At 56.2% G+C, this 21,421-nt stretch carries 19 protein-coding genes; 7 read left to right on the top strand and 12 right to left on the bottom strand.

The genetic code is table 11. The features are described from left to right. The first annotated feature begins 211 nt into the window (after positions 1-211). The 4 genes from LKO31_RS05620 (at position 212) to LKO31_RS05605 (ending at position 6,842) form a co-directional block, all read left to right on the top strand. A complete protein-coding gene (locus LKO31_RS05620; protein WP_227689158.1) occupies positions 212-2,509 on the top strand; it encodes an EAL domain-containing protein in 2,298 nt (765 codons plus the stop codon). 862 nt (positions 2,510-3,371) lie between these two features. Continuing rightward, on the top strand, positions 3,372-5,318 hold the full coding sequence (locus tag LKO31_RS05615) for a ribonucleoside-diphosphate reductase subunit alpha (protein WP_227689157.1): 1,947 nt from the start codon (positions 3,372-3,374) through the stop codon (positions 5,316-5,318). A gap of 121 nt (positions 5,319-5,439) precedes the next feature. Then, a complete protein-coding gene (locus LKO31_RS05610) occupies positions 5,440-6,501 on the top strand; it encodes a ribonucleotide-diphosphate reductase subunit beta (protein WP_227689156.1) in 1,062 nt (353 codons plus the stop codon). 110 nt (positions 6,502-6,611) lie between these two features. After that, positions 6,612-6,842, top strand: coding sequence for a hypothetical protein (locus LKO31_RS05605; RefSeq protein ID WP_227689155.1), 231 nt, complete (start codon positions 6,612-6,614; stop codon positions 6,840-6,842). A 90-nt stretch (positions 6,843-6,932) separates the two neighbouring features. Here LKO31_RS05605 and LKO31_RS05600 read toward each other — a convergent pair whose 3' ends face one another. The 6 genes from LKO31_RS05600 to mnmA all read right to left on the bottom strand — a co-directional run bounded on the left by LKO31_RS05600 (position 6,933) and on the right by mnmA (position 12,786). Further along, complete coding sequence (locus LKO31_RS05600) at positions 6,933-8,117, bottom strand: TDT family transporter (protein ID WP_227689154.1); 1,185 nt, start codon at positions 8,115-8,117, stop codon at positions 6,933-6,935. Further along, a complete protein-coding gene (locus LKO31_RS05595) occupies positions 8,114-8,983 on the bottom strand; it encodes a LysR family transcriptional regulator (protein WP_227689153.1) in 870 nt (289 codons plus the stop codon). The genes LKO31_RS05600 and LKO31_RS05595 overlap by 4 nt, the downstream gene beginning before the upstream one ends. Positions 8,984-9,593: 610 nt before the next feature. After that, a complete protein-coding gene (locus LKO31_RS05590; RefSeq protein WP_227689152.1) occupies positions 9,594-9,833 on the bottom strand; it encodes a DUF2171 domain-containing protein in 240 nt (79 codons plus the stop codon). A gap of 553 nt (positions 9,834-10,386) precedes the next feature. After that, positions 10,387-11,082, bottom strand: a complete 696-nt coding sequence (locus LKO31_RS05585) for a DsbA family oxidoreductase (protein WP_227689151.1) — start codon at positions 11,080-11,082, stop codon at positions 10,387-10,389. A gap of 28 nt (positions 11,083-11,110) precedes the next feature. Beyond that, the gene (locus LKO31_RS05580; RefSeq protein ID WP_227689150.1) at positions 11,111-11,587 is read right to left on the bottom strand and encodes a hypothetical protein; all 477 of its coding nucleotides are present in this window, start codon (positions 11,585-11,587) and stop codon (positions 11,111-11,113) included. Positions 11,588-11,640: 53 nt separating this feature from the next. Further along, positions 11,641-12,786 (bottom strand): tRNA 2-thiouridine(34) synthase MnmA, encoded by a 1,146-nt coding sequence (mnmA, locus tag LKO31_RS05575; RefSeq protein ID WP_227689149.1) that lies wholly within the window; start codon positions 12,784-12,786, stop codon positions 11,641-11,643. A gap of 415 nt (positions 12,787-13,201) precedes the next feature. On the opposite strand from mnmA, the gene sciP reads away from it, so the two are divergent. Next, a complete protein-coding gene (gene sciP / locus LKO31_RS05570; RefSeq protein WP_227689148.1) occupies positions 13,202-13,501 on the top strand; it encodes a CtrA inhibitor SciP in 300 nt (99 codons plus the stop codon). Between the two features lie 179 nt (positions 13,502-13,680). Beyond that, complete coding sequence (locus tag LKO31_RS05565) at positions 13,681-13,935, top strand: hypothetical protein (RefSeq protein ID WP_227689147.1); 255 nt, start codon at positions 13,681-13,683, stop codon at positions 13,933-13,935. A 130-nt stretch (positions 13,936-14,065) separates the two neighbouring features. Here LKO31_RS05565 and LKO31_RS05560 read toward each other — a convergent pair whose 3' ends face one another. The 6 genes from LKO31_RS05560 to argH all read right to left on the bottom strand — a co-directional run bounded on the left by LKO31_RS05560 (position 14,066) and on the right by argH (position 20,756). After that, a complete protein-coding gene (locus tag LKO31_RS05560; protein ID WP_227689146.1) occupies positions 14,066-14,677 on the bottom strand; it encodes a GNAT family N-acetyltransferase in 612 nt (203 codons plus the stop codon). Between the two features lie 112 nt (positions 14,678-14,789). Beyond that, positions 14,790-16,613 carry a translation elongation factor 4 gene (gene lepA / locus LKO31_RS05555; RefSeq protein WP_227689145.1) on the bottom strand — a complete coding sequence of 608 codons (1,824 nt, stop codon included), beginning with the start codon at positions 16,611-16,613 and terminating at the stop codon, positions 14,790-14,792. A gap of 260 nt (positions 16,614-16,873) precedes the next feature. Beyond that, entirely contained in the window at positions 16,874-17,683 is an 810-nt protein-coding gene (locus tag LKO31_RS05550) for a precorrin-2 dehydrogenase/sirohydrochlorin ferrochelatase family protein (RefSeq protein ID WP_227689144.1), read from the bottom strand. Positions 17,684-17,781: 98 nt separating this feature from the next. Beyond that, positions 17,782-19,041, bottom strand: coding sequence for a diaminopimelate decarboxylase (gene lysA / locus LKO31_RS05545; protein WP_227689143.1), 1,260 nt, complete (start codon positions 19,039-19,041; stop codon positions 17,782-17,784). Between the two features lie 79 nt (positions 19,042-19,120). Further along, a complete protein-coding gene (gene lptM / locus LKO31_RS05540) occupies positions 19,121-19,381 on the bottom strand; it encodes an LPS translocon maturation chaperone LptM (protein WP_227689142.1) in 261 nt (86 codons plus the stop codon). Positions 19,382-19,385: 4 nt separating this feature from the next. After that, positions 19,386-20,756, bottom strand: a complete 1,371-nt coding sequence (gene argH, locus LKO31_RS05535) for an argininosuccinate lyase (RefSeq protein ID WP_227689595.1) — start codon at positions 20,754-20,756, stop codon at positions 19,386-19,388. Between argH and LKO31_RS05530 the strand changes: the two genes are divergently transcribed. Beyond that, the gene (locus LKO31_RS05530; RefSeq protein WP_227689141.1) at positions 20,755-21,375 is read left to right on the top strand and encodes a TlpA family protein disulfide reductase; all 621 of its coding nucleotides are present in this window, start codon (positions 20,755-20,757) and stop codon (positions 21,373-21,375) included. The two genes, argH and LKO31_RS05530, sit on opposite strands and share 2 nt — an antisense overlap. Positions 21,376-21,421: the final 46 nt, after the last annotated feature.

The raw sequence follows: 21,421 nt of genomic DNA, 5'->3' as shown, positions 1-21,421 counted from the left end.
TCATTATATTTCACCCAAAATATTGAAATATAATGATTTATAAATAAGGCCGCCCATCATCCCATGGGCGGCATTTTTACATCCGCCTGAACCTCGCCGCCGCGCCCACTGCGCCGTCCCAAATTGAAACAGGTTTCATGATGGAAAATGACAGCCTTAACGAGATGCTAACGATCACAGCCTAGCACCAGCCATATTGCTGGAGGCAGATGTGCAAAAAAGCCGTAAAAGAATTGCGATTGGGTGGCGCAGCTATGTGCTGTCGCTCATCATAGCGATTCTGGTTGGCGCCTCCGCCCTCCTCGAACCGATCGACAGCTTCATCGAACTGACCACCGGCAAATTTGCATGGCGTTCCGTTTCCGGCGAAACCATCGCCATTACGGTCGACGACGAAACTCTCCGCCGCTTGGACCGCACGGAATTAACGCTCGAAGAGCATAGCCGTATCTTAGACGCGGCCCGCCACGCTGGCCTTGAACGTATCTTTGTCGACTTTCAGTATAATCGGTTTGAAAAAAATCCCAATTTCCCCCAGCTTGTTTCCAGCGTTGATGCTTGGGACGACAGAATCGCACTCAGCGTCGAAGCCAACACAGTCGTTCCGGGCGAAAATCGTCTCGAAGGCATTAATTGGCCGTCTGAAAAATTCAGCAAGCGTGCCATAAGAGCATGTGTTTGCTGGGAATATATGTTCTGGCAGGTATGGGAAGTACCTTATGCCGTTGACGCGGGAACGCGGGTCATACCCACTTTTTCTTCACTCATTGCGCGACTCCCCCTACAATCCCCAAGCCAATATCCGGTGGACTATTCCTACCTCCCCAGCAGCATTGTCAAAATCAACGCGATCGACTTACTAGAAGGGAAATTTGCATCAAATGCACTGCGTGGAAAAGACGCCGTTTTCGGCTTCTATACTAGCAACTCCAGCGACCAGCATTATTTCCCAGGCCATGGTCGGACGCCTGGCGCGGACATCCATATCATGGCTGGCGAAACGCTCAAACGCGGCAATCCGATACAACTTTACTGGATGCCTTCATTTCTTCTCGTCGTGGCGGTAACCTTAGCACTTTTCCTACGCAAAAAAACGCGTCGCTTTTTAATCATCGCAGCATGCATCGGTGCGGCCTTGATCATAACCAAATTTTTACTGCTCCAAATTTTGGTGCATATCAAAATTGCCCCTAGCCTTGTTTTGCTTGCGACCTTCTCAATTCAGATGATTCTGGTTCGCCGGAAATGGGCCGCCCAACAGCATAATCCGATCTCAGGTCTCCCCAACTTTAATGCCCTACGCCAAAATGATTCCTTTGGGCAGCGGAGTATCGTCGCCGCCAAAATCGTGAATTTCGATGAGATCACGACCTATTTATCATCCGATTATGGCCAACGCCTCATCGAACAAATCGCGCGCCGCCTGCAAATTGGTTCGGCGGATACAAGCTTATATCATGACGCGGACGGAAGCTTTGCGTGGCTCAGTCCGATTCAAAAAACCACCGAGATCGAGGCGCAATTGGCTGGCCTAGCAGCCCTCTTTCACACGCCGATCATCATTGATGACCGCCGGATTGACGTGAATATCGCCTTCGGCATCAATGATGAAACCGAAGGCTCAAACAGCCAGCGCCTCGCCGCGGCGCGCGGCGCGGTCGACCGAGCAGTACGCAACCGCAATTTGTTTGAACGCCACACCAGCAGCCAAGACGATGATGCTGCATGGAAATTATCATTCCAATCCCAACTAAAAGACGCGCTTAGCAATGGTGACTTTTGGGTTGCCTTCCAGCCGCAATTCGACATGGCCAGCGGCCAGATGGTTGGGGTCGAGGCCTTGGCGCGCTGGACTCATCCCTCGCGCGGCCCCATCCCACCCGACCAGTTTATCGTCCAAGCCGAAAAAAGTCAGGACATCTACCGGCTCACGCTGTTCGTCATGAAACGGTCCATTCAATGCGGGGCCCAATTGCATGCAGCGGGGCATCCGCTGGCGGTATCTGTCAACCTATCGGCTGCGCTATTGGACCAAGCTGATCTTGCCGCAACAATTGTGACAATGCTGGACGATCACAGCTTCCCCGCAAGCAAATTAACCATCGAAATTACAGAAACCGCACAATTTGAAGACAGCCGCCAAGCGATGCAAACTTTGGCGACCTTGCGCCAATATGGCATCCGCTTGTCCATTGACGATTATGGCACGGGCCAGTCCAACCTCGAATATTTCACGCGCATCGAAGCCGACGAGATTAAGATCGACAAAAGCTTCGTCAAAACAATGCGCGACTCGCAACGGAATTTCGAAATTGTGAAATCCACCATCGAGTTGGCGCACCGGTTGGGCGCGGTCGCGGTCGCCGAAGGCATTGAGGATCAGGAAACTCTGACCTTGCTCCGCAATCTAGGCTGCGATGTAGCTCAGGGCTATCACCTTGGTAAGCCTCAACTCTTCTTTGAAATCATGGCTTCTTTGGACAGTCTCCACCCGCCTCTATCCGCATAGTGCCAATTTGATACCATTTTTCGGAATCTGTCTCGATTCTGGTTAATTGAAATGGTAAACGCTCCGTTAACTGTTCTGGCCTTGTACCTATCCAGAACAGCATAATAGGAGAAGGCACATGGCATTTTGGAGATGGCTCGGTCTCGGCTTCGGCACCGGCAACGGCAGCAGCCACGCATAAGCGTCGCTCAACCGATCAAAATGAAGGGTCTCAGCGTCATGCTGGGACCCTTTTCCATATGCCCAGCAAGAAGCGACCGGCACAGTGCTGGCCCCTAGCCACCCCAGCCACATGGTCTCATCCCATTTCGCTCTTTTCTAACCTCGTCCACCGCGTCGCGGCTCGATTGCAAATCATGCATTGCCGATTTCTTTGCGCCCAACGGACGTAAATTATGGGTCAAAATGGCGCACCTCTTGCGTCCACATCCTCCGTTCACCGCCGCACAGGCGGGTTATGCTTCCCAATGCGCTTCATTGATAATTTTTTCCCCACCACAGGCGGCCAGCGATCTTCCGCAGAAAGCCTTGCCTTTGCCGTCAAAACCGGCTCTTGGGGGCGATGACATGAATCGAAACTTCGACGAACCGAGGATAGTCAACAGCATTTAACGGCTTGAACTTTCCCCCGCGCATGGCACTATAGGTGGTAGGCGGGACAACATCGACACCCCAATAATTAGTGTTCGGACCAAAATAGGGAATTCGCATTCTTTGCGTCGCAAGGGATTTCGAAGCACCTATCACGCGTCCAAAACACAGCCATTTGGGATGTGGATAAGAATTGCTGGGGCACTGCCCAAAAGCTATGATCTTCACGAACATGCGCGCCTTTGGCGCTGCATCAACAGGGGCCATCCAAATGGACTTTCGCGCGACGGAACGAACAGATATGAACGAAGGTGCAACCACAGATTATAGCTCATCGGACGCCATGTCTGCTGGCGTTGCTGCCACCCTCGCTGCTGCCGCGACGTCCAGCTTGAACGATCAGGGCCAGCCCACCGTCCACGCGCGCCGCTTCGACATCAAGGTGGACCGCAGCCGTGACGATCTGCTCACCGATTTCGGCAAAGAAACGCTCGAGGACCGCTACCTCCTGCCCGGCGAATCCTACCAAGATCTGTTCGCCCGCGTCGCCGACGCTTATGCCGACGACCAAGATCATGCCCAGCGCCTCTATGACTATATCTCGCGCCTGTGGTTCATGCCCGCCACTCCCGTCCTGTCCAACGGCGGCACGGGTCGCGGCCTGCCCATCAGCTGCTATTTAAACTCGGTGGACGACAGCCTGAACGGAATCGTCAACACATGGGTCGAAAATGTCTGGCTCGCGTCGCGCGGCGGTGGCATCGGCACCTATTGGGGCCATGTGCGCGGCATTGGCGAACCCGTTGGCCTTAATGGCAAAACCAGCGGCATCATCCCCTTCGTCCGCGTGATGGACAGCCTGACCTTGGCCATTTCCCAAGGCTCGCTGCGCCGTGGTTCGGCGGCTTGCTATCTCGACATTTCGCACCCCGAAATCGAAGAATTTCTCGAAATCCGTAACACCACGGGCGACTTCAACCGCAAGGCGCTGAACCTGCACCATGGCGTCCTCGTCAGCGACGCCTTCATGCAGGCCGTCCATAATGACGAGCAATGGGACCTCACCTCGCCCAAGGACGGCTCGGTCCGCGCCACCGTGCACGCCCGTTCGCTGTTCCAAAAGCTAGTGGAAACCCGCCTCCGCACGGGCGAGCCTTATATCGTCTTCTCCGACACCGTGAACCGCGCCATGCCCAAGCATCACCGCGACCTCGGCCTCAAGGTTTCGACCTCCAACCTGTGCAGCGAAATCACCCTGCCCACGGGCCGCGACCATCTGGGCGAAGACCGCACCGCTGTTTGCTGCCTTTCCTCGCTGAACCTTGAAACATGGGATCAGTGGAATGGCGACAAGCTGTTCATCGAAGACGTCATGCGCATGCTCGACAATGTCCTTCAGGATTATATCGACCGCGCCCCGCCCGAAATGGCCCGCGCCAAATATTCCGCCAGCCGCGAACGGTCCGTCGGTCTGGGCGTCATGGGTTTCCACAGCTTCCTTCAAGCACGCAGTCTGTCCTTCGAAGGCGCCATGGCCAAGTCTTGGAACCTCAAAATCTTCAAGCATATCCGCGCCCAAGTCGACCAAGCCTCAATGCTGCTCGCCAATGAACGCGGCCCCTGCCCTGATGCTGCCGACCAAGGCGTGATGGAACGCTTCAGCTGCAAAATGGCGATTGCGCCCACCGCGTCCATCTCGATCATCTGCGGCGGCACCAGCGCCTGCATCGAACCTATTCCGGCCAATATCTACACCCACAAAACCCTGTCGGGCAGCTTTGCCGTCAAGAATCCCTATCTGGAATCCTTGCTGATCAACAAAGCGAAAAACAGCGACGCCGTTTGGAACACCATCCTTGAAAAGGGCGGCAGCGTCCAACATCTCGACTTCCTGACGGTGGACGAAAAAGACACGTTCAAGACCAGCTTTGAAATCGACCAACGCTGGCTGCTCGAACTGGCTGCGGACCGCACGCCCTTCATCGATCAGGCGCAATCGCTCAACCTGTTCATCCCCGCCGATGTGGAAAAATGGGACCTGCTGATGCTCCACTACCGCGCATGGGAATTGGGCATTAAGTCGCTCTATTATCTGCGTTCCAAGTCGGTCCAACGCGCTGGCTTTGCCGGCGGCGTAGAGGCGGATAACACCATCGACGCCCCCAAATTCGAAATCGGTGAAAGCACCGATTATGATGAATGCTTGGCCTGCCAATAAGCCTCTTTTCGGCCAAAGCGCGTCTTTGGCCAAAATATGATAAGATGCGGTTCTGATCACCGGTCAAACCGCATCACCCCATATGTTTCAGCGCGCTATGCGCCCATAGAAAGTCCGCCCCATGCCTCTTCTTCATGCCAGCAAGGTCTACAAGCCTTTCGAATATCCATGGGCTTATGAATTTTGGAAACGTCAGCAACAATTGCACTGGCTTCCCGAAGAAGTGCCCTTGGGCGAGGATTGCCGCGATTGGGCACAAAAGCTGTCCGACCATGAACGCAATTTGCTGACGCAAATCTTCCGCTTCTTCACGCAAGCCGATGTGGAAGTGCAAGATTGCTACCATGAAAAATATGGCCGCGTGTTCAAGCCGACCGAAATCAAAATGATGCTGACCGCGTTCAGCAACATGGAAACCGTGCATATCGCGGCTTACAGCCATTTGCTCGACACCATCGGCATGCCAGAATCCGAATATTCCGCCTTCATGCAATATAAGGAAATGAAGGATAAGCATGATTATCTGAATACCTTCGGCGTCGATAGCGATGAAGATATTGCCAAAACCTTGGCGATGTTCGGGGCCTTCACCGAAGGTCTGCAACTTTTCGCCAGCTTCGCCATGCTGATGAACTTCCCGCGCTTCAACAAGATGAAGGGCATGGGCCAGATCGTCTCTTGGTCGGTGCGCGACGAAACTTTGCACTGCGAAGGCATCATCCGCCTGTTCCACACTTTCGTCAAAGAACGCGATTGCTTCACCCAATCGGTGAAGGACGACATCATGGACATGTGCCAAAAAACCGTCCGCATCGAAGACGCCTTCATCGATCTGGTGTTCGAAATGGGTCCAGTCCCCGGCATGACGCCCAAGGACATCAAGAAATATGTCCGCTACATCGCTGACTGGCGCCTGGGCCAATTGGGCCTGAAACCCATTTACATGATCGACGAGCATCCGCTGCCATGGCTGACCCCGCTCTTGAACGGCGTCGAACATGCCAACTTCTTCGAAACCCGTGCGACAGAATATAGCAAGGCCGCGACGCGCGGCGACTGGAACACCGTCTGGTCCAGCTTCGACAGCCGTAAAAACGCCAAGGCTGGCGATGCTCCCGCCGTCATCGACGAAAATGCCGGCAGCGACGATATGTTCGCCAACGCGGGCATCGCAGCGGAATAAACGTAAAATAACAGCGGCGCTTGGTTGTCCAATCTGGCATAACCGCTTTCGACATCACATCAGGGTGGGGCCATGCGCCCCGCCCTTCCTGTATAAAAAGGCAAAATCCCATGGCTGAAAAAGAAAAAGCCGTTCTCCCGATCCTCAATCAAGCACAGCGCGCAACACTTGAGGGCGTTTCCAACCGCCGTGCCCAACTGCCCAGCGACACGACCCGCGACGAACTCGCCGAACTCGGCCTTGTCGTCAAACAAGGTGCAAAATGGGCGCTGACCCCAAAAGGCAAGAAAGTCCTCTCCTTGTCGTCCAGCAAGCGCAATCTCGGCGGCTTCCGCCCCTAACGCCTACGGCCCAACAACAAAACCGCAACAAGCAAGGCTGGATGGCAACATCCAGCCTTGCTTGTTGCCATGGGCCTAAACGGGGCAGAATCAGCCTCTCTTGTCACAGCCACCCGTCCTTTGCGCCGCACCCGCAAGACAAGGCGATACAAATAAATTGCCGCGCCATCCGCCGATCAGTGTCTTTCCGGCAACCACCACCCACATCAGCCCAAGTGCAAGGGCCAATATCGTGCCGACAATGTCGAACATGGAAAAACGCACGGCCGCCCCAAGGTTAAAGGTGGCGCTAGCAAAGACGCCCAGCGGAAATGTGTATCCCCACCAGCCAAGATTAAAAGAAATCCCCGCGCGCCAATACCGCCATGTGATCAGGGACGCGAGGGCCAGCCACCACAGCCCAAATCCCCACAAAAGCAGGCCCGCCATCACGCCCAGCCCCTGCGCAACAAAGCCCACATCCGCCAAGCCATAAGCAGCCAATATGGCGGGGGCATCCCGGCCCAATAACAACATAGCCAAGGCCCCCGTACCAATGGGGCCAAGCGCCAGCCAACTCGATGCCGCCATGCTTTCATGCGGCAATTTATGCAGCGCCATGCGCAAAATCAGCAGCGCCAAAATACTAAAGGCAACAGGGACAGAATAAGCCCACAAAATATAGGACGTCACCAGCACAGCAAATTGTGCGCCGCTATCGCCAAGCTGCGGTGCCAACATTCCGCCGCTCGCGGCGGCCACTTCGGCCGCGACCACCGGCAGCAGCCATATGGCCGTCATCCCATCAAGCGAATGCTCATGCCGCGTGAACATCAAATAGGGAATGCAGACGCCACATGCCAGCGCCATCGCCACATCTATCCACCACAGCATATGCGCCACTGACACCATAGCATCGCCAACGCGCGCGACACCAAAAAAGATGCATCCATTGATAATCGTCGCAAGGCCCATCGGTATCGTACCGATAAACATCGATACGCTATTATGGCCGAAAATACGCCGCGCTTCATGGCCATAGAATATCCAACGCGCTGCATAGAGCGCGGTGAACAGCATGAACAAGCCGATGTTCACATACCACAGCCCCTCACCCACAGGGGTCAAAGCACCGCCAATCTTCGGAATCATGGGCAAAACAAGGGCCAAAATCCCTGTCCCCATGGTGACGGCAAACCAATTGGGCGTAAACTGGCGGATCATCTCGCGCGGATGATCAAGGCGGCTCAGCGGACGAGCGCCGTTCAATATCAGCTTTAGATCCGCGACCATCATGCAAACTCCTTCATCAATGCGATCAACGCATCGGCGGCGCGTGTGCGATATCGCTCCTTGTGCCGTAACGCTTCAAAGGGGCGGCTCGGCATCGACAAGGGTAATTTATATACATGCCCACCCGCCAACGCTCTACGCACCACCAATTCGGACAGAACAGCAACCCCTGCCCCTGCCTCAACGGCCGAGCAAACGGCCTCATTGGACGGCAATGTCATGGCGATGGTCAACGCATCGGGGTCAATCCCACGATGACGCAGCACCTCCTCAAAACTCGATCGCGTTCCCGATCCCTTTTCCCGCACGATCCAATTCGCACGGCGGAGCCACTCATCATCCACCGGCTCTTCGGCTTGACCCGACAATAATAGCATATGGTCCTCGCCAATTTTCCAATGCGCCAGTGCGGGATGATCGATCATGCCCTCTACAAAGCCTAGCTCGGCTCGGCCATCCAACACACGGGCTGCGGCCCCTTCGCTATTGTCGATAGCCAGCTCGACGCAAATGGCCGGATGGCGATGGCGGAATTGGGCAAGGCGCGCCGGCAACCAATAGCTAGCGATGGTCTGACTGGCGACCAGACGCAACGTACCGCGCTGCAACCCATGATATTCGGCCAGCGACCGTTCCGCTATGGCCGCGCGCCCAAGCACGGCGCGGGCTTCCTCCAAAAACATGTGGCCCGCCCACGTCAATGCAATGCCGCGCCCTACACGGTGGAACAGCGGAACATCATGCCGTCCCTCCAGCGCCGCTATGGCGGCGCTGGCCGCCGATTGGGTAATACCCAATGCTTCTGCGGCCCGCGTCATATGTTCACGCTCAGCGACAGCAACAAAGATGCGCAATTGTTCCAAGGTCATGATGGTCTCCTGCCACCCATATTAGGGACCAGCAATCAATCACACAAATCCATTGATTTTATCATTTCAATCAGAAAAAATGATCATTCCAGATAGATTGAGGGAACGCTCACTGTGGCTGCTCCCGTCATATCTCCTCGAATTTCGCCATCGCACGAAAAACCAGCTTCGGCTGAACAGGCGGGAAGCAAAAATAATAGGCTCTTACTTGGCCCATGCGACCAACGCGGCCCCACGCCCATCGGCAAAACATATCCCCCTCGCCTAATCCCCCTAGGCAAACCGGCCGACCCGTCACGGCCCGTCTGCAATATCCTCTTTCCTATATTATCCGGCCATGCTCCAACGCCGCCATGTCTCTGTCAGCGAACTCTCCGCATCACCCTCGCCCGCCGCGCTGCAATTCTTTTCGCCGCCATCGGCTCTTCGCGCGGATGCTATCGTAAACTTCCGCAACTTCCGATCCTATTTCATCGTAAAATCAGCGGGATAGAAAATTCCCTATTCTTGCCATTTCCATTTCCCAACCCACAAAAAATGGCGATCTTCTTTGCGTCCAAGGGAAGAAAGCACAAAGAAGATCGCCACAGGCTAGACACGGATTTTTGCGCTATTCGGCGCCGTCCAAAAATTGCGCTACCTCCGCACCATTCACATTCAAATGCACCGTCTCATCCTCGACCGACGCGATAATATTCATGGGCAAATAATGATGCTGATCGTCCAGACTATCCGCCCGCGTCAGCTTCATTCGCTCACCATCCACATGATCCACAGTTCCAATGGGCGTCCCGTCCGACCCCATCACTTGCTGATGGGCCCGCACGGCAAATGGGTTCAGATCTTCCATGACCATCTCCTTCCAAATGGCGGATAAAGACGCAGCCCACGCATAAATCCTCGCAAACCAGCCTGCTCCTTACCGGCTCAGAACGCGTCATATTTTACAAAGGATGCAAGCACATAAGGCCAATCGTGCGAAAGCAGCGCCCACTGGAATCGCCAGCAAACTGACGCAAAATGGTCAATTTTTTGTCATGAAAAAATCATCAAATTTTGATCGGGATCAAAGAATGCCACCGCGCCATGCGCCATTATCATGGCACCACCAATCAGGAGGCAATCATGTCGAATCCCTTGATGCAAGCACCCGTGATTTTGTTCGTCGCTATGGTCGCTGTTTTCGCTCTCATTCTCGGTCCCGTGGCCGTCGCGGACATGATCCGCAACAGCAAGTCACACTGACCAGCCAAACCAAGCCGCGGCCAACAAAGCCCGTCATTTCATCCGGCCTGTGCGACATTCATCCGGAACATTGCGCAGGCGCGGATAGCCCACGCCGACTGCTGGAATTGACTATCCATCGGCCAACCGCGCCGTGCATACATTGTTCAACGCCCGCCTCAGCCAGCCGAACCCAATATTTTGCGATCGATCACCCGCATGAAAACCTCTGGCTCCTGCGCGCCGGGCACCATCATGCGTCCATTCAGAATGAAGGCTGGCACGCCATTTACCCCATTGTCCCGCCAATGTGCCTGCTCCGCCCTCACCACATCGGCATAATCATCCGATTCCAAAATGCGCCGCGCCTTGTCCTTGTTCAAGCCTGCATCACCTGCCGCCTCGACCAATATCATTTTGTCGTTTACGTCTTTTTCTTCGGAAAAATGGGCGCGAAACAGCGCCATTTTCAGCGCGGTCTGGTGGTGCCGTACATCCCCCAAACGGGCATCATCCACAGCCTCGGCCCAACTCAGCAACCGATGTGCGTCGAAACTATTGCGCATCCGGAAATCACGGCCCCAGTGAAACGCAAATCCCAAACCCTGCGCCGTCTCTGCTATATTCTGACGATTTCCTGCGCTCTGTTCCGGTGTCACCCCATAACGCTGGGCCAAATATTCTGCGGCATTCACCCCATCGGCGGGCATGTCTGGATTGAGTTCGAACGGACGCCAGCGAATCTCAAAATCAATCACACCGCGATAATGTTTGATGACATGCTGAAATTTCAACCATCCAATCAAGCACCATGGACACATAACGTCGGACACCACATCGACCCGCAAGGCCACTGGCTGTTTCCGTTCCATCATCACCAAATCCTTTGTTGAACGCGTTTACTCAACGCGGCGGCTGATGTTCCGTAACGGGAAACTCTTCCACCAATTCGCGGGATATATTGGCATGATCGGGCACCCCCGCGCCCGTTTTTTTGGGCGCACGAGACAAAATCCACCATCCACCAGCCATCAGCACCAAGCTTAGCGCCTCAATCATCATGGCCTGCACAATGCCATTATTGACGAAATCGCCCATGCTGGCACCAATCAGACGCCCAACCAACGCCGTGCCGAACAATGCGGCGGGAACCAACAACGCCTTGGTCCATGCCGGTATCACCGCACCCAATAAAGCCCCACCGGCCGCGACCAGAAAAAATGCCGAGAAATCCGCCCGCATCGTATTGGCAGCCGCAGCATCAATTCGAATAGCAAAATTATCGGCATAGACGCCGGGGTCCATCAACCCGCGCAGCCCCAAAAATAGAAATGCAGCCGCCCATAATATGATCGCACCGCGCAGCACCAATGTTGTCATATCACCTCTCCCAACCTTTATGGACAGGCTAGGCGCATGACAGAAAAGTGCAATCAGTCTTGTAAATGGGCGGCGAAAGTTTCGTCGATCCAGCCCCCGCCCAGAACACGACTTTCGTCTTCGGCATCATATAAGACCGCTGCCTGTCCCGGTGCCACGCCAAATTCTGGGTTGGCGAAAGTCAGCCTATCACCATCCACCCTTGCCGGAACCGGCTTGGCCATGCTGCGAACCTTAGCCATAACATCACGCTGGCTTAGGTCCGCCAGCCAGTTCATCTCGCTCAAACGCGCGGCGGACACCGCCAAAGCGCGGCGGGGGCCAACAATCACCTGCTTATTCGGCGCATCAAGGGCGACGACATATAGGGGTTCCGGTTGCCCACCAATATCAATGCCGCGCCGTTGCCCCACCGTATAATGGATCAGCCCCTTATGTGCACCCAGCACCTGACCATCGATATGGACAATCTCCCCCTGATCGTCGGCATCGGGGCGCAACTTTCGGACCAAAGACGCATAATCACCGTCGGGAACAAAACAAATATCCTGACTGTCCGGCTTCGCGGCCACGCCCAGTCCCAATTCCTTGGCGATCTGACGAACCACCGGCTTTTCCAAGCCGCCTAATGGAAAGCGCAGAAAATCCAATTGCTCCATAGTGGTCGCAAACAGGAAATAGCTTTGGTCACGAGCGGGGTCAATTGCGCGGTGCAACTGCGGACCATCCGGCCCCATCATCCGGCGCACATAATGGCCCGTCGCCAAACAATCCGCGCCCAATTCGCGGGCCAGTTGAAACAGGTCGGTAAATTTGACGCCCATATTACACCGCACACAAGGAATTGGCGTCCGTCCTGCCAAATATTCATCGGCAAATTGATCGACGACTGTATCGCGAAAACGGCTTTCATGGTCATAGACATGATGGGCGAAACCTAAACGATCAGCAACCGCACGGGCATCGCGAATATCCTGTCCGGCACAACATGCACCCACGCGCTTTGCTTTCGCCCCATGCTCATACAGCTGCAGCGTGACACCAATAACTTCAGCGCCAGAGCGCGCTGCCAGCGCGGCTACTACACTGCTATCCACCCCTCCTGACATCGCCACCACGATGCGGCGGTCCTTCAAGGGTTCGGCCAGCTGAAAATCAGCGCCATAAAGCGAGTCAGTCGAAATTTGCGATATTGCCATGATGCTGCCCATCTAGGGGATTCGATCGAAAAATTCCAGTTCCCCTATTTCTAAGGCCACCCAGCGGACAATTTGTTGCGACCCTTGGGCCATCAGCCATGGCCGCATACCGCGTAACCGCGTAAGACGACATCGAATTTCCGGCAGCAAACAGCCACTTCATGCCATGTGCGGCGGATCACAGCATCGGCGAGCTTATGCGTTCACACTCAGGATATCCTTGGAGATATATATTTTTTCTTACATGGCCATGACGGACGAAACTGAAGCTTCAGCTCCATTCGCCGCATAACAAGCACAAAGTGACGGCGCCGTTAAAATGATTTTAACCATAAGGCTTCAGTCAATCTTGAAAGGCTTTCCGTTACGCCAGTCACACGGAATATAAACGCGCTGCTAAACTGATGGATGAGACATGATAGAGAACCAAAGCATCAGACCCGCTCAGGTTATCGGCCCACTTGGGGAACCTTTGACCTTGGACACATTGCCGCCGCCCACCACCACGCGGTGGGTCGTCCGCCGAAAGGCAGAGGTGGTAGCGGCCGTCAATGGCGGCTTGTTAACCGTGGACGAGGTCTGTGAGCGCTATAGCCTGACCCTCGAAGAATTTGCGAGCTGGCAGCGGTCGATTGATCGTAGCGGAATGCCAGGACTGCGGGTCACGCGCATCCAGCATTATCGCGATGTCTATGAACGCCAGCAGCGTTTTTAACTGTTTCTAACTATAGTTTCGTGCGGTCATGACCGGCATTAAAATACAGGGTGCTTCGGCACCCTATTTTTATATCTGGGACAATAAAATTGCAAAATCCTTCCAACTAATTTCGCAGCGGATGCAACCCAATTTTAGGCACGGTGTTTACCAAACTGTAACAAGGGAGTTATTCTGTTATGCGTAAAATTGTTGTCACCCTCGCCGCTGTTTCGACGCTGGCGCTTGGCGCATGTCAAAGCAAGGAAGCTGATCGCGTTGAAGACAAAGCGGAAGCCCAGTCGGACATGTTGGAAGCGCAAGCCGACACCATGCCAACCGGTGCCGCCAGTGACGCTGTGGAATCCAAAGCTGATGCCGTGAAAGCAGCTGGCGAGGCAAAAGCCGATGCCATTGATAATGGTACAGTTCCTCCCCCTGCTGCGACCCGCTAAGGTCGTACTAAGGCCGTAGACGACAGGTTTGTTGGTTGGCAGGTTCCTTTTCTCCCGCCTTTCAACAAGGCGCCGAGCGCATGCGCTCGGCGCCTTTTCCTTTGCCCTCACGACGGACACTTCAGGAATCTTAATTAAACGCTTCAAGCTGCTCCAACACCAACCGAACACCGGGAACGCCCTCCTCGCGCAATGCGTGAAGCGCCGTGTCCACATCCAATATATAATCCGATACACCAATGCTGCTGATACGGTGAATGGCACCCATCGATTTCACCAACGACAAGGCCGCGCGGTTCTCGCTGAGGATATAAACGTCCAAACTGGTGATGCCCGCCGCCTGACAATCGAAGAGCAAGGCTGCCGTTAACATGCGCGCAACGCCTTGACCGTGGAACGCGTCGACCACGGTGACGGAATATTCCGCCGCACGGCCACCCGATTTATGGCGAACGGAATGCACGGCCCCAATCGCTGTTTCTACCTCGCAATCGGCGCAAATCGCCCCCCATGCGATATGGTCCACGCCGTCGACATCCACCAACCGTTCGACAACGGCATCTGGCACCATGGGGGCGGGTGAGAAGAAGCGCAAATATCGCGAATTGGCGGAAAGACTAGCGATTCCAGCCCGTAACAATTCGGCATCATCGGGCCGAATGGTGCGCAAAATAACATCGCGTCCGTCATTCATTTTGGAATGAATGATCAGCTCGTCGACAGGCCCCTTACCCTCTCTCACTCTGCCATCTCCCTATTCGGAATAGCGGAGAGGTCAGAATAAGCAGATGGTTTAGAAAGACCAGTGGTTTCAAGAAAAATGAGGCGGCACCAAAGAGATGCCGCCGCCATTATTAATTGTCGTCGCCCATACGCAGCGCGGCGATAAAGGCTTCTTGTGGGATGTTCACATTGCCATATTCGCGCATCCGCTTTTTGCCTTCCTTCTGCTTTTCCAGAAGTTTCTTCTTACGGCTGGCGTCACCGCCGTAGCATTTTGCGGTCACGTCCTTGCGCAGCGCGGCGATGGTTTCGCGGGCAATCACCTTGCCGCCAATGGCCGCTTGGATGGGGATTTTGAACATGTGGCGCGGGATCAGATCCTTGAGGCGTTCGCACATGCCGCGGCCACGCGTTTCCGCGCTGCCACGGTGGACGATCATCGACAAGGCATCGACCGGTTCGTTGTTCACCAACACGCTCATCTTGACCAAGTCGCCCGGACGGTGGCCGATTTGGTGATAGTCAAAGCTGGCATAGCCACGGCTGATGCTTTTCAGACGGTCATAAAAATCGAACACCACTTCGTTGAGCGGCAATTCATAAGTGATTTGCGCACGGCCACCAACATAGGTCAGATTTTTCTGAATACCGCGCCGGTCTTGGCACAGCTTCAAGATCGGGCCGAGATAATCGTCGGGCACATAAATCATCGCTTCGATCCAAGGTTCTTGGATTTCGTCGATGCGGTTGACGTCGGGCATATCCGCCGGATTGTGAAGCTCGATATCCTTGGCCGCTTCATTCTTGGTATGACTGAGCTTCATCTTGTAAACCACCGAGGGAGCGGTGGTGATAAGGTCTAGATCATATTCGCGGCTGAGGCGTTCTTGAATGATTTCAAGGTGAAGCAGCCCCAAAAAGCCGCAGCGAAAGCCAAAGCCCAATGCCGCCGAGCTTTCCATTTCGAAGCTGAACGACGCGTCGTTTAAACGCAATTTCTGGATGGATTCGCGCAGCTTTTCAAAATCATTGGCGTCCGTTGGGAACATGCCGCAGAACACAACGGGCTGAACTTCCTTAAATCCTTCCAGCGCCTTGGCCGCAGGCTTTTTCGCATCGGTCACGGTGTCACCAACGCGGGCCTGAGCCACATCCTTGATTTGCGCGGTGATGAAGCCGATTTCGCCCGGCCCCAGTTCGGACAGGTCGTGACGTTTTGGCGTGAAGCAGCCGACACGGTCGATCAAATGGGTGGTGCCTGCCTGCATGAACTTGATCTGCTGGCCCTTTTTCAACACGCCGTCCATGACGCGGACCAAGATGACCACACCCAAATAGGGGTCATACCAGCTATCCACCAGCATGGCGACGAGGGGGGCCGTTGCGTCACCCTTTGGCGATGGGATGAATTTGACGACCGCTTCCAGCGTTTCTTTGATACCAATACCAGATTTAGCGCTGGCAAGAACCGCGTCATCGGTGGGCAGACCGATAATATCCTCAATTTCTGCCTTCACCTTGTCTACATCGGCGGCAGGCAGGTCGATCTTGTTGATGATCGGCACGATTTCATGGTCATGCTCGATGGATTGATAGACGTTGGCCAGCGTCTGTGCTTCCACGCCTTGTGCCGCGTCGACCACCAACAGCGCGCCTTCGCAAGCCGCCAAGCTGCGCGATACTTCATAGGCGAAGTCGACGTGGCCGGGTGTGTCCATCAAGTTTAACTGATAGGTTTCACCATCATCCGCCTTATAAGCCAAGCGCACGGTTTGCGCCTTGATGGTGATGCCGCGTTCTTTCTCGATGTCCATATTATCGAGGACCTGAGAAGACATTTCGCGTTCGGTCAGACCGCCGGTGAATTGAATCAGGCGGTCAGCGAGCGTCGATTTGCCATGGTCAATATGGGCAATGATCGAGAAGTTGCGAATGTGCGAAAGCGGTGTCGTCATGGGGTGCCGTTAGCAGGGCTGAGAGCCAATGTCAGCAGGGGAAACGCAGGGCCAAAAAGCCGGTCGAGGGTCAGCGCTTTGCCCCTTGGTGCGGCGGAAATTCTACCGAGGTCCAAAATGGAAGTTTCCAAAGTTTACGGTCTCTTCGCGCGAGGAGTGCTGGGCCATGATGGACCAGCACCACAAGCGATCAAGGATAAGGGAGGCAGGAATAATAGGAAAGCGCATAAAATAGATGATATTTTAGACAGATAGCGGCGTCACGAAAGGCGGCCGGATTCATCGGGATGCACGATCCACAGGCTGAGGCCGTGGGGCAAATCGGTGGGGGCCGCCGATGTTGCATGGCGCACCGCGTCAGCGCGAGCGCGGTGGAGGATGGCGGGCGGGATGGCAGGGCTGTGGAAAATATGGTCCGCCTCCCCCATCAAACGGGCGGAGCGCAGCGTGAGGTCATCGGGGTCAAGGCTGGTCAGCCTGATCAACTTTAGCTGCGTGAGATCGGATAGCCGCGTGAAATCCGGCTGGGCGTCGGCGTGCAGCCAATCGGACACATGATCCGCCGCTTGCGGGCGGAGCGGGTCGAGCGGGCCATTGGCGGCCAAGGCCGCGTCAATGGCGCGGCGGCGGGCGGCGGCATCGGGCCAGCGCGCCTTGATGGCGGCGCGGGCAGCAAAGAGCGCAGAAGCAAGGTCGCCCAGACGCGGGGGCAAAAGGGCTTCGATACGTTGGCGGACCGCCTTGGCAAGACCCGCCGAAGCCCCTGCGGTGCCAACCGCGATGGTGACGGGCGCACGGTCGATGATGGCGGGGGTCGTAAAGTCGCAAAGCTGGGGACGGTCAACGACATTCACCAACAAGCCCCGCGTCCGCAATTGCTGAGCCGCATCGGCGGCCTGTGCATCGTCGTCCAGCGCAACAAAGGCGATGGTGACGCCCGATTGCCATTGATGAACCACCGAAGCGCCAGCACGCGTCACAAGACGGGCCTTGGCGTCCGCCGCATCCCCCTGCCCAATGATTAGGACGGTGCGGCCTTGGAGGTTCAGGAAGATAGGAAATTGCTGCATGCTAGCAGCCTAGCCCAGCATAGACGGCGTGAGAATCAAAAATGCCGCACCGACGGGATGGTCGATGCGGCATTTTATATTTTTGGGTTGCTTAGGCCTTAGTCGATCCAGTCCGGCACGCGTTCCGCGGCCATGATGGTGCCCGCCGAAATGCGATCAGCGACGCTGACATATTTGTCGCCATCAACCAATATTTCGGGCACCAGATCGCGGCTGTTATAGGTGGACGCCATGGTCGCGCCATAAGCGCCAGCTGTGCGGAACACCGCGAGGTCGCCCGATTCCACCTTGTCGATATGGCGGTCCTTGGCGAAGGTATCGCCCGTTTCGCAGACGGGGCCGACAATCCATGCGTCGAACTTTTCACCCGTCGGTTTCACGGCCACAAAGTCGTGGAACGCGTCATACAGCGCAGGGCGGGCCAGATCGTTCATCGCCGCATCGACGATCACAAATGGGTTTTTCGCGCCCGGCTTGACCCACAATACCTCAGTGAGCAGCACGCCGGTATTACCAGCAATGACGCGGCCCGGTTCGAACATCAAGGTGACGTTCCAATCCTTGGTGACGCGAGCGACCATCGCGCCATATTCGGCGGGCGATGGGGGATTATCGTCGGGGTGATAGGGCACGCCCAGACCGCCACCCAAATCGACATGGGTGATGTCATGGCCCGCCGCCCGCAGGTCTGCGATCAAAATCGCGACCCGTTCAAAGGCCGCTTCGAGGGGCGCAAGACTGGTGAGCTGGCTGCCGATGTGCAGCGCCACACCGCGCAGGTTCATGCCGTCAAGCTTGGCGAGGCGGCCAAAGATTTCAGGGGCCACGTCAATGCCAACGCCGAACTTATTCTCGGCCTTGCCGGTGCTGATTTTGGCGTGGGTGCCAGCGTCAACGTCGGGGTTGACGCGCAGCACGGCGGGGGCGCGAAGGCCCATGCTATGGGCGATTTCGGCCAGCGCAATGCCTTCGGGTTCATGTTCAATGTTGAACTGGCCGATGCCGCGTTCCAAGCCTTGGCGCAGCTCCGAACGCTTTTTGCCGACGCCGGAAAAGACGATGTCTTCGGCGGCTATGCCAGCGGCCAAGGCGCGTTCCATTTCACCGCCCGACACCACGTCCGCGCCATAGCCTTGGCGCGCCAAAACGCGCAGGACGCCAAGGTTCGGGTTGCATTTGATGGCAAATGCGATGTGCTTGTTGGGGATGTCCTTGAGGCCGTCACGAAACACTTGGGCGTGGCGTTCCAAGGTTTGGCGGGAATAGACATAAACGGGCGTGCCGACTTCTTCGGCAATACGGGTCAGCGGAATATCTTCGGCGTGGAGAACGCCGTCACGAAAGTGAAAATGGTCCATGTGGACTGTCCTATCAAATGGGCCGCAGGAAGAGGTGGGCACCCGCTATCTTATGTTTTTCAGCGGGATGCCTTGGGCCTTATCCTTGGGGCGGAAGATCAAAATCATCGGGTTCGCGGCGCTGCGACCGTTTGAGAATTTCGTCGCCGCGTGCAGGCTGGGCCTGAACATCGGGCGTCGTCAACTCCTCCGTGGTCGGGGCGCGAAGCGCGCCAACGGGGACGGGCTGTGGGGCCTCCCCCGCCGGTGGTTTGAGATCCGCTTTCTGGCCGCATGCCGTCAAAGACAGAGCCGTAAAGCCCCCCAATATCCCCGTCATGATCAGCCGATAGCGTGACATAGTTTTAATCCTGTTGTGCGGCCCGTGCGGCTGCAATGGCTTCCCTTACGCGGATTGGCGCGGTTCCGCCATAGCTGGCGCGGCTGGCGACCGATGCTTCCACGGTCAGCGAGGCCAAAACTTGCGCCGTGACGGCGGGATGGATGGCGACCGCTTCGGCTTCCGGCAAGGCAGAGAGTTCCACGCCCAATTGCTCGGCCCGTTTCACGCAGCTGCCCACCACATGATGGGCATCGCGGAAGGGCAAATTCGCTTCCTTGACCAGCCAGTCGGCCAGATCGGTCGCGGTGCTATAGCCGGTGGCGGCGAGCGCGCGCATGCGGTCGAGGCGGAAGGTTAGCGTTTCGATCATGCCGGTCATCGCGGCGAGCGACAGCGCCAGCGCATCAAAAGCTTCGAAGACGGTGGCCTTATCGTCTTGCAAATCCTTGGAATAGGTCAGCGGCAAGCCCTTGACGACCACCGCAAGGCGTTGGAATGCGCCCAGCAACATGCCCGCTCGGCCACGCACCAATTCGGCGGCGTCAGGGTTGCGCTTTTGCGGCATGATCGACGAACCCGTGGACCATGCGTCAGGCAGGCTGATGAAACCAAAGGGTTGGCTGGCCCAGATGACAATTTCTTCGGCGAGGCGCGACAGGTGAATCGCCGCGATGCTGGCCGAGGCGCAGAATTCGAGGGCGAAGTCACGGTCCGATACCGCGTCGATGCTGTTGGCCATTGGGCGGTCAAAACCCAAAGCCTTGGCCGTGGCGTGGCGGTCCAAGGGGAAGCTGGTTCCCGCCAAGGCGGCGCTGCCCAAGGGGTTTTCGTTCAAACGCACGCGGGCATCGCGAAAGCGGCTGCGGTCGCGGGCGAACATTTCGACATAGGCCAGCAGATGATGGCCGAGTGTGATCGGCTGGGCGACCTGAAGATGGGTGAAGCCGGGCATGATGCTGTCGGCATGTTCTTCGGCGCGGTCCAGCAGCGCCTTTTGCATGGCGGCCAAACCCGCGTCGATGCGGTCGGTCGCGGTGCGGACCCACAAGCGGAAGTCGGTGGCGACTTGGTCGTTGCGCGAACGCGCCGTGTGCAGCCGACCCGCAGCTTCACCGATGATGTCGCGCAGGCGCGATTCGGTGGTCATGTGAATATCTTCGAGCGAGAGATCCACGGGGACGCCGTTGGCGGCATATTCTTCGGCGATTTGCGCGAGGCCCGCGTCAATTTTTTGCGCGTCGCCTTGGGTCAAAATCCCCTGCGCGCCGAGCATCGCGGCATGGGCGCGGCTGGCGGCTATATCTTCTTCCCACAATCGTTTATCAATCGGGATCGAAGCGTTAATTTCTTGCATGATGGCCGCAGGACCGCCACCAAAGCGTCCACCCCACATGCTGTTGCTATTCGGAGACGTCGTCATTCGCCGCTATCCACATTCCATTGTCATCACAGCCCTGATGTTGATCGGGGCAAGTCTTGCAGGCTGCGATAGGGAAAAGCAGGCGGACGAGCAAGCGTTGGAGCAAACAACAAAATCTTCGCCCAGCATGGGGTCCGATGGGCAAGGCTTTGCTTATGTCGTGCAGCGCGGCTTTCAGGGGCAGGATGCACCCGATACGGCCTTTGCCGACAGCGAAGGAAAGCCCGTTCGCTTGACCGATTTTCGCGGCAAGCCCGTGTTGGTGAATTTATGGGCGACGTGGTGCGCGCCTTGTGTCGCGGAAATGCCCGCGCTGGACAAATTGGCCACGGCGGCGGGGGCCAAGCGGCATGTCATCACCGTATCGCAAGATTTGCAGGGCAGCAAAATCGTCACGCCGTGGATGGAAAAAGCCGGATTAACCGCCCTGCCCGCCTATGTTGACCCCGAAAACCGCCTGATGGACAAATATAACAGCGCCCTGCCCACCACCATTTATTATGACGCCAAGGGCAAGGAAGTATGGCGCGTTATTGGAGCGATGGATTGGATGGGCGAAGAAGCGGCGGCGCTGTTGAACGAGGCTAAATAAAGTCGCTTTCGGCTGAATGGCACGGGCGGCGTATCACAGCCTAAGG

The organism is Sphingopyxis yananensis, from assembly GCF_020687785.1.
Classification (GTDB): Bacteria; Pseudomonadota; Alphaproteobacteria; order Sphingomonadales; family Sphingomonadaceae; genus Sphingopyxis; species Sphingopyxis yananensis.
The sequence above is the reverse complement of the archived record's forward strand: the minus strand, read 5'-3'. Positions and strand labels throughout refer to the sequence as shown.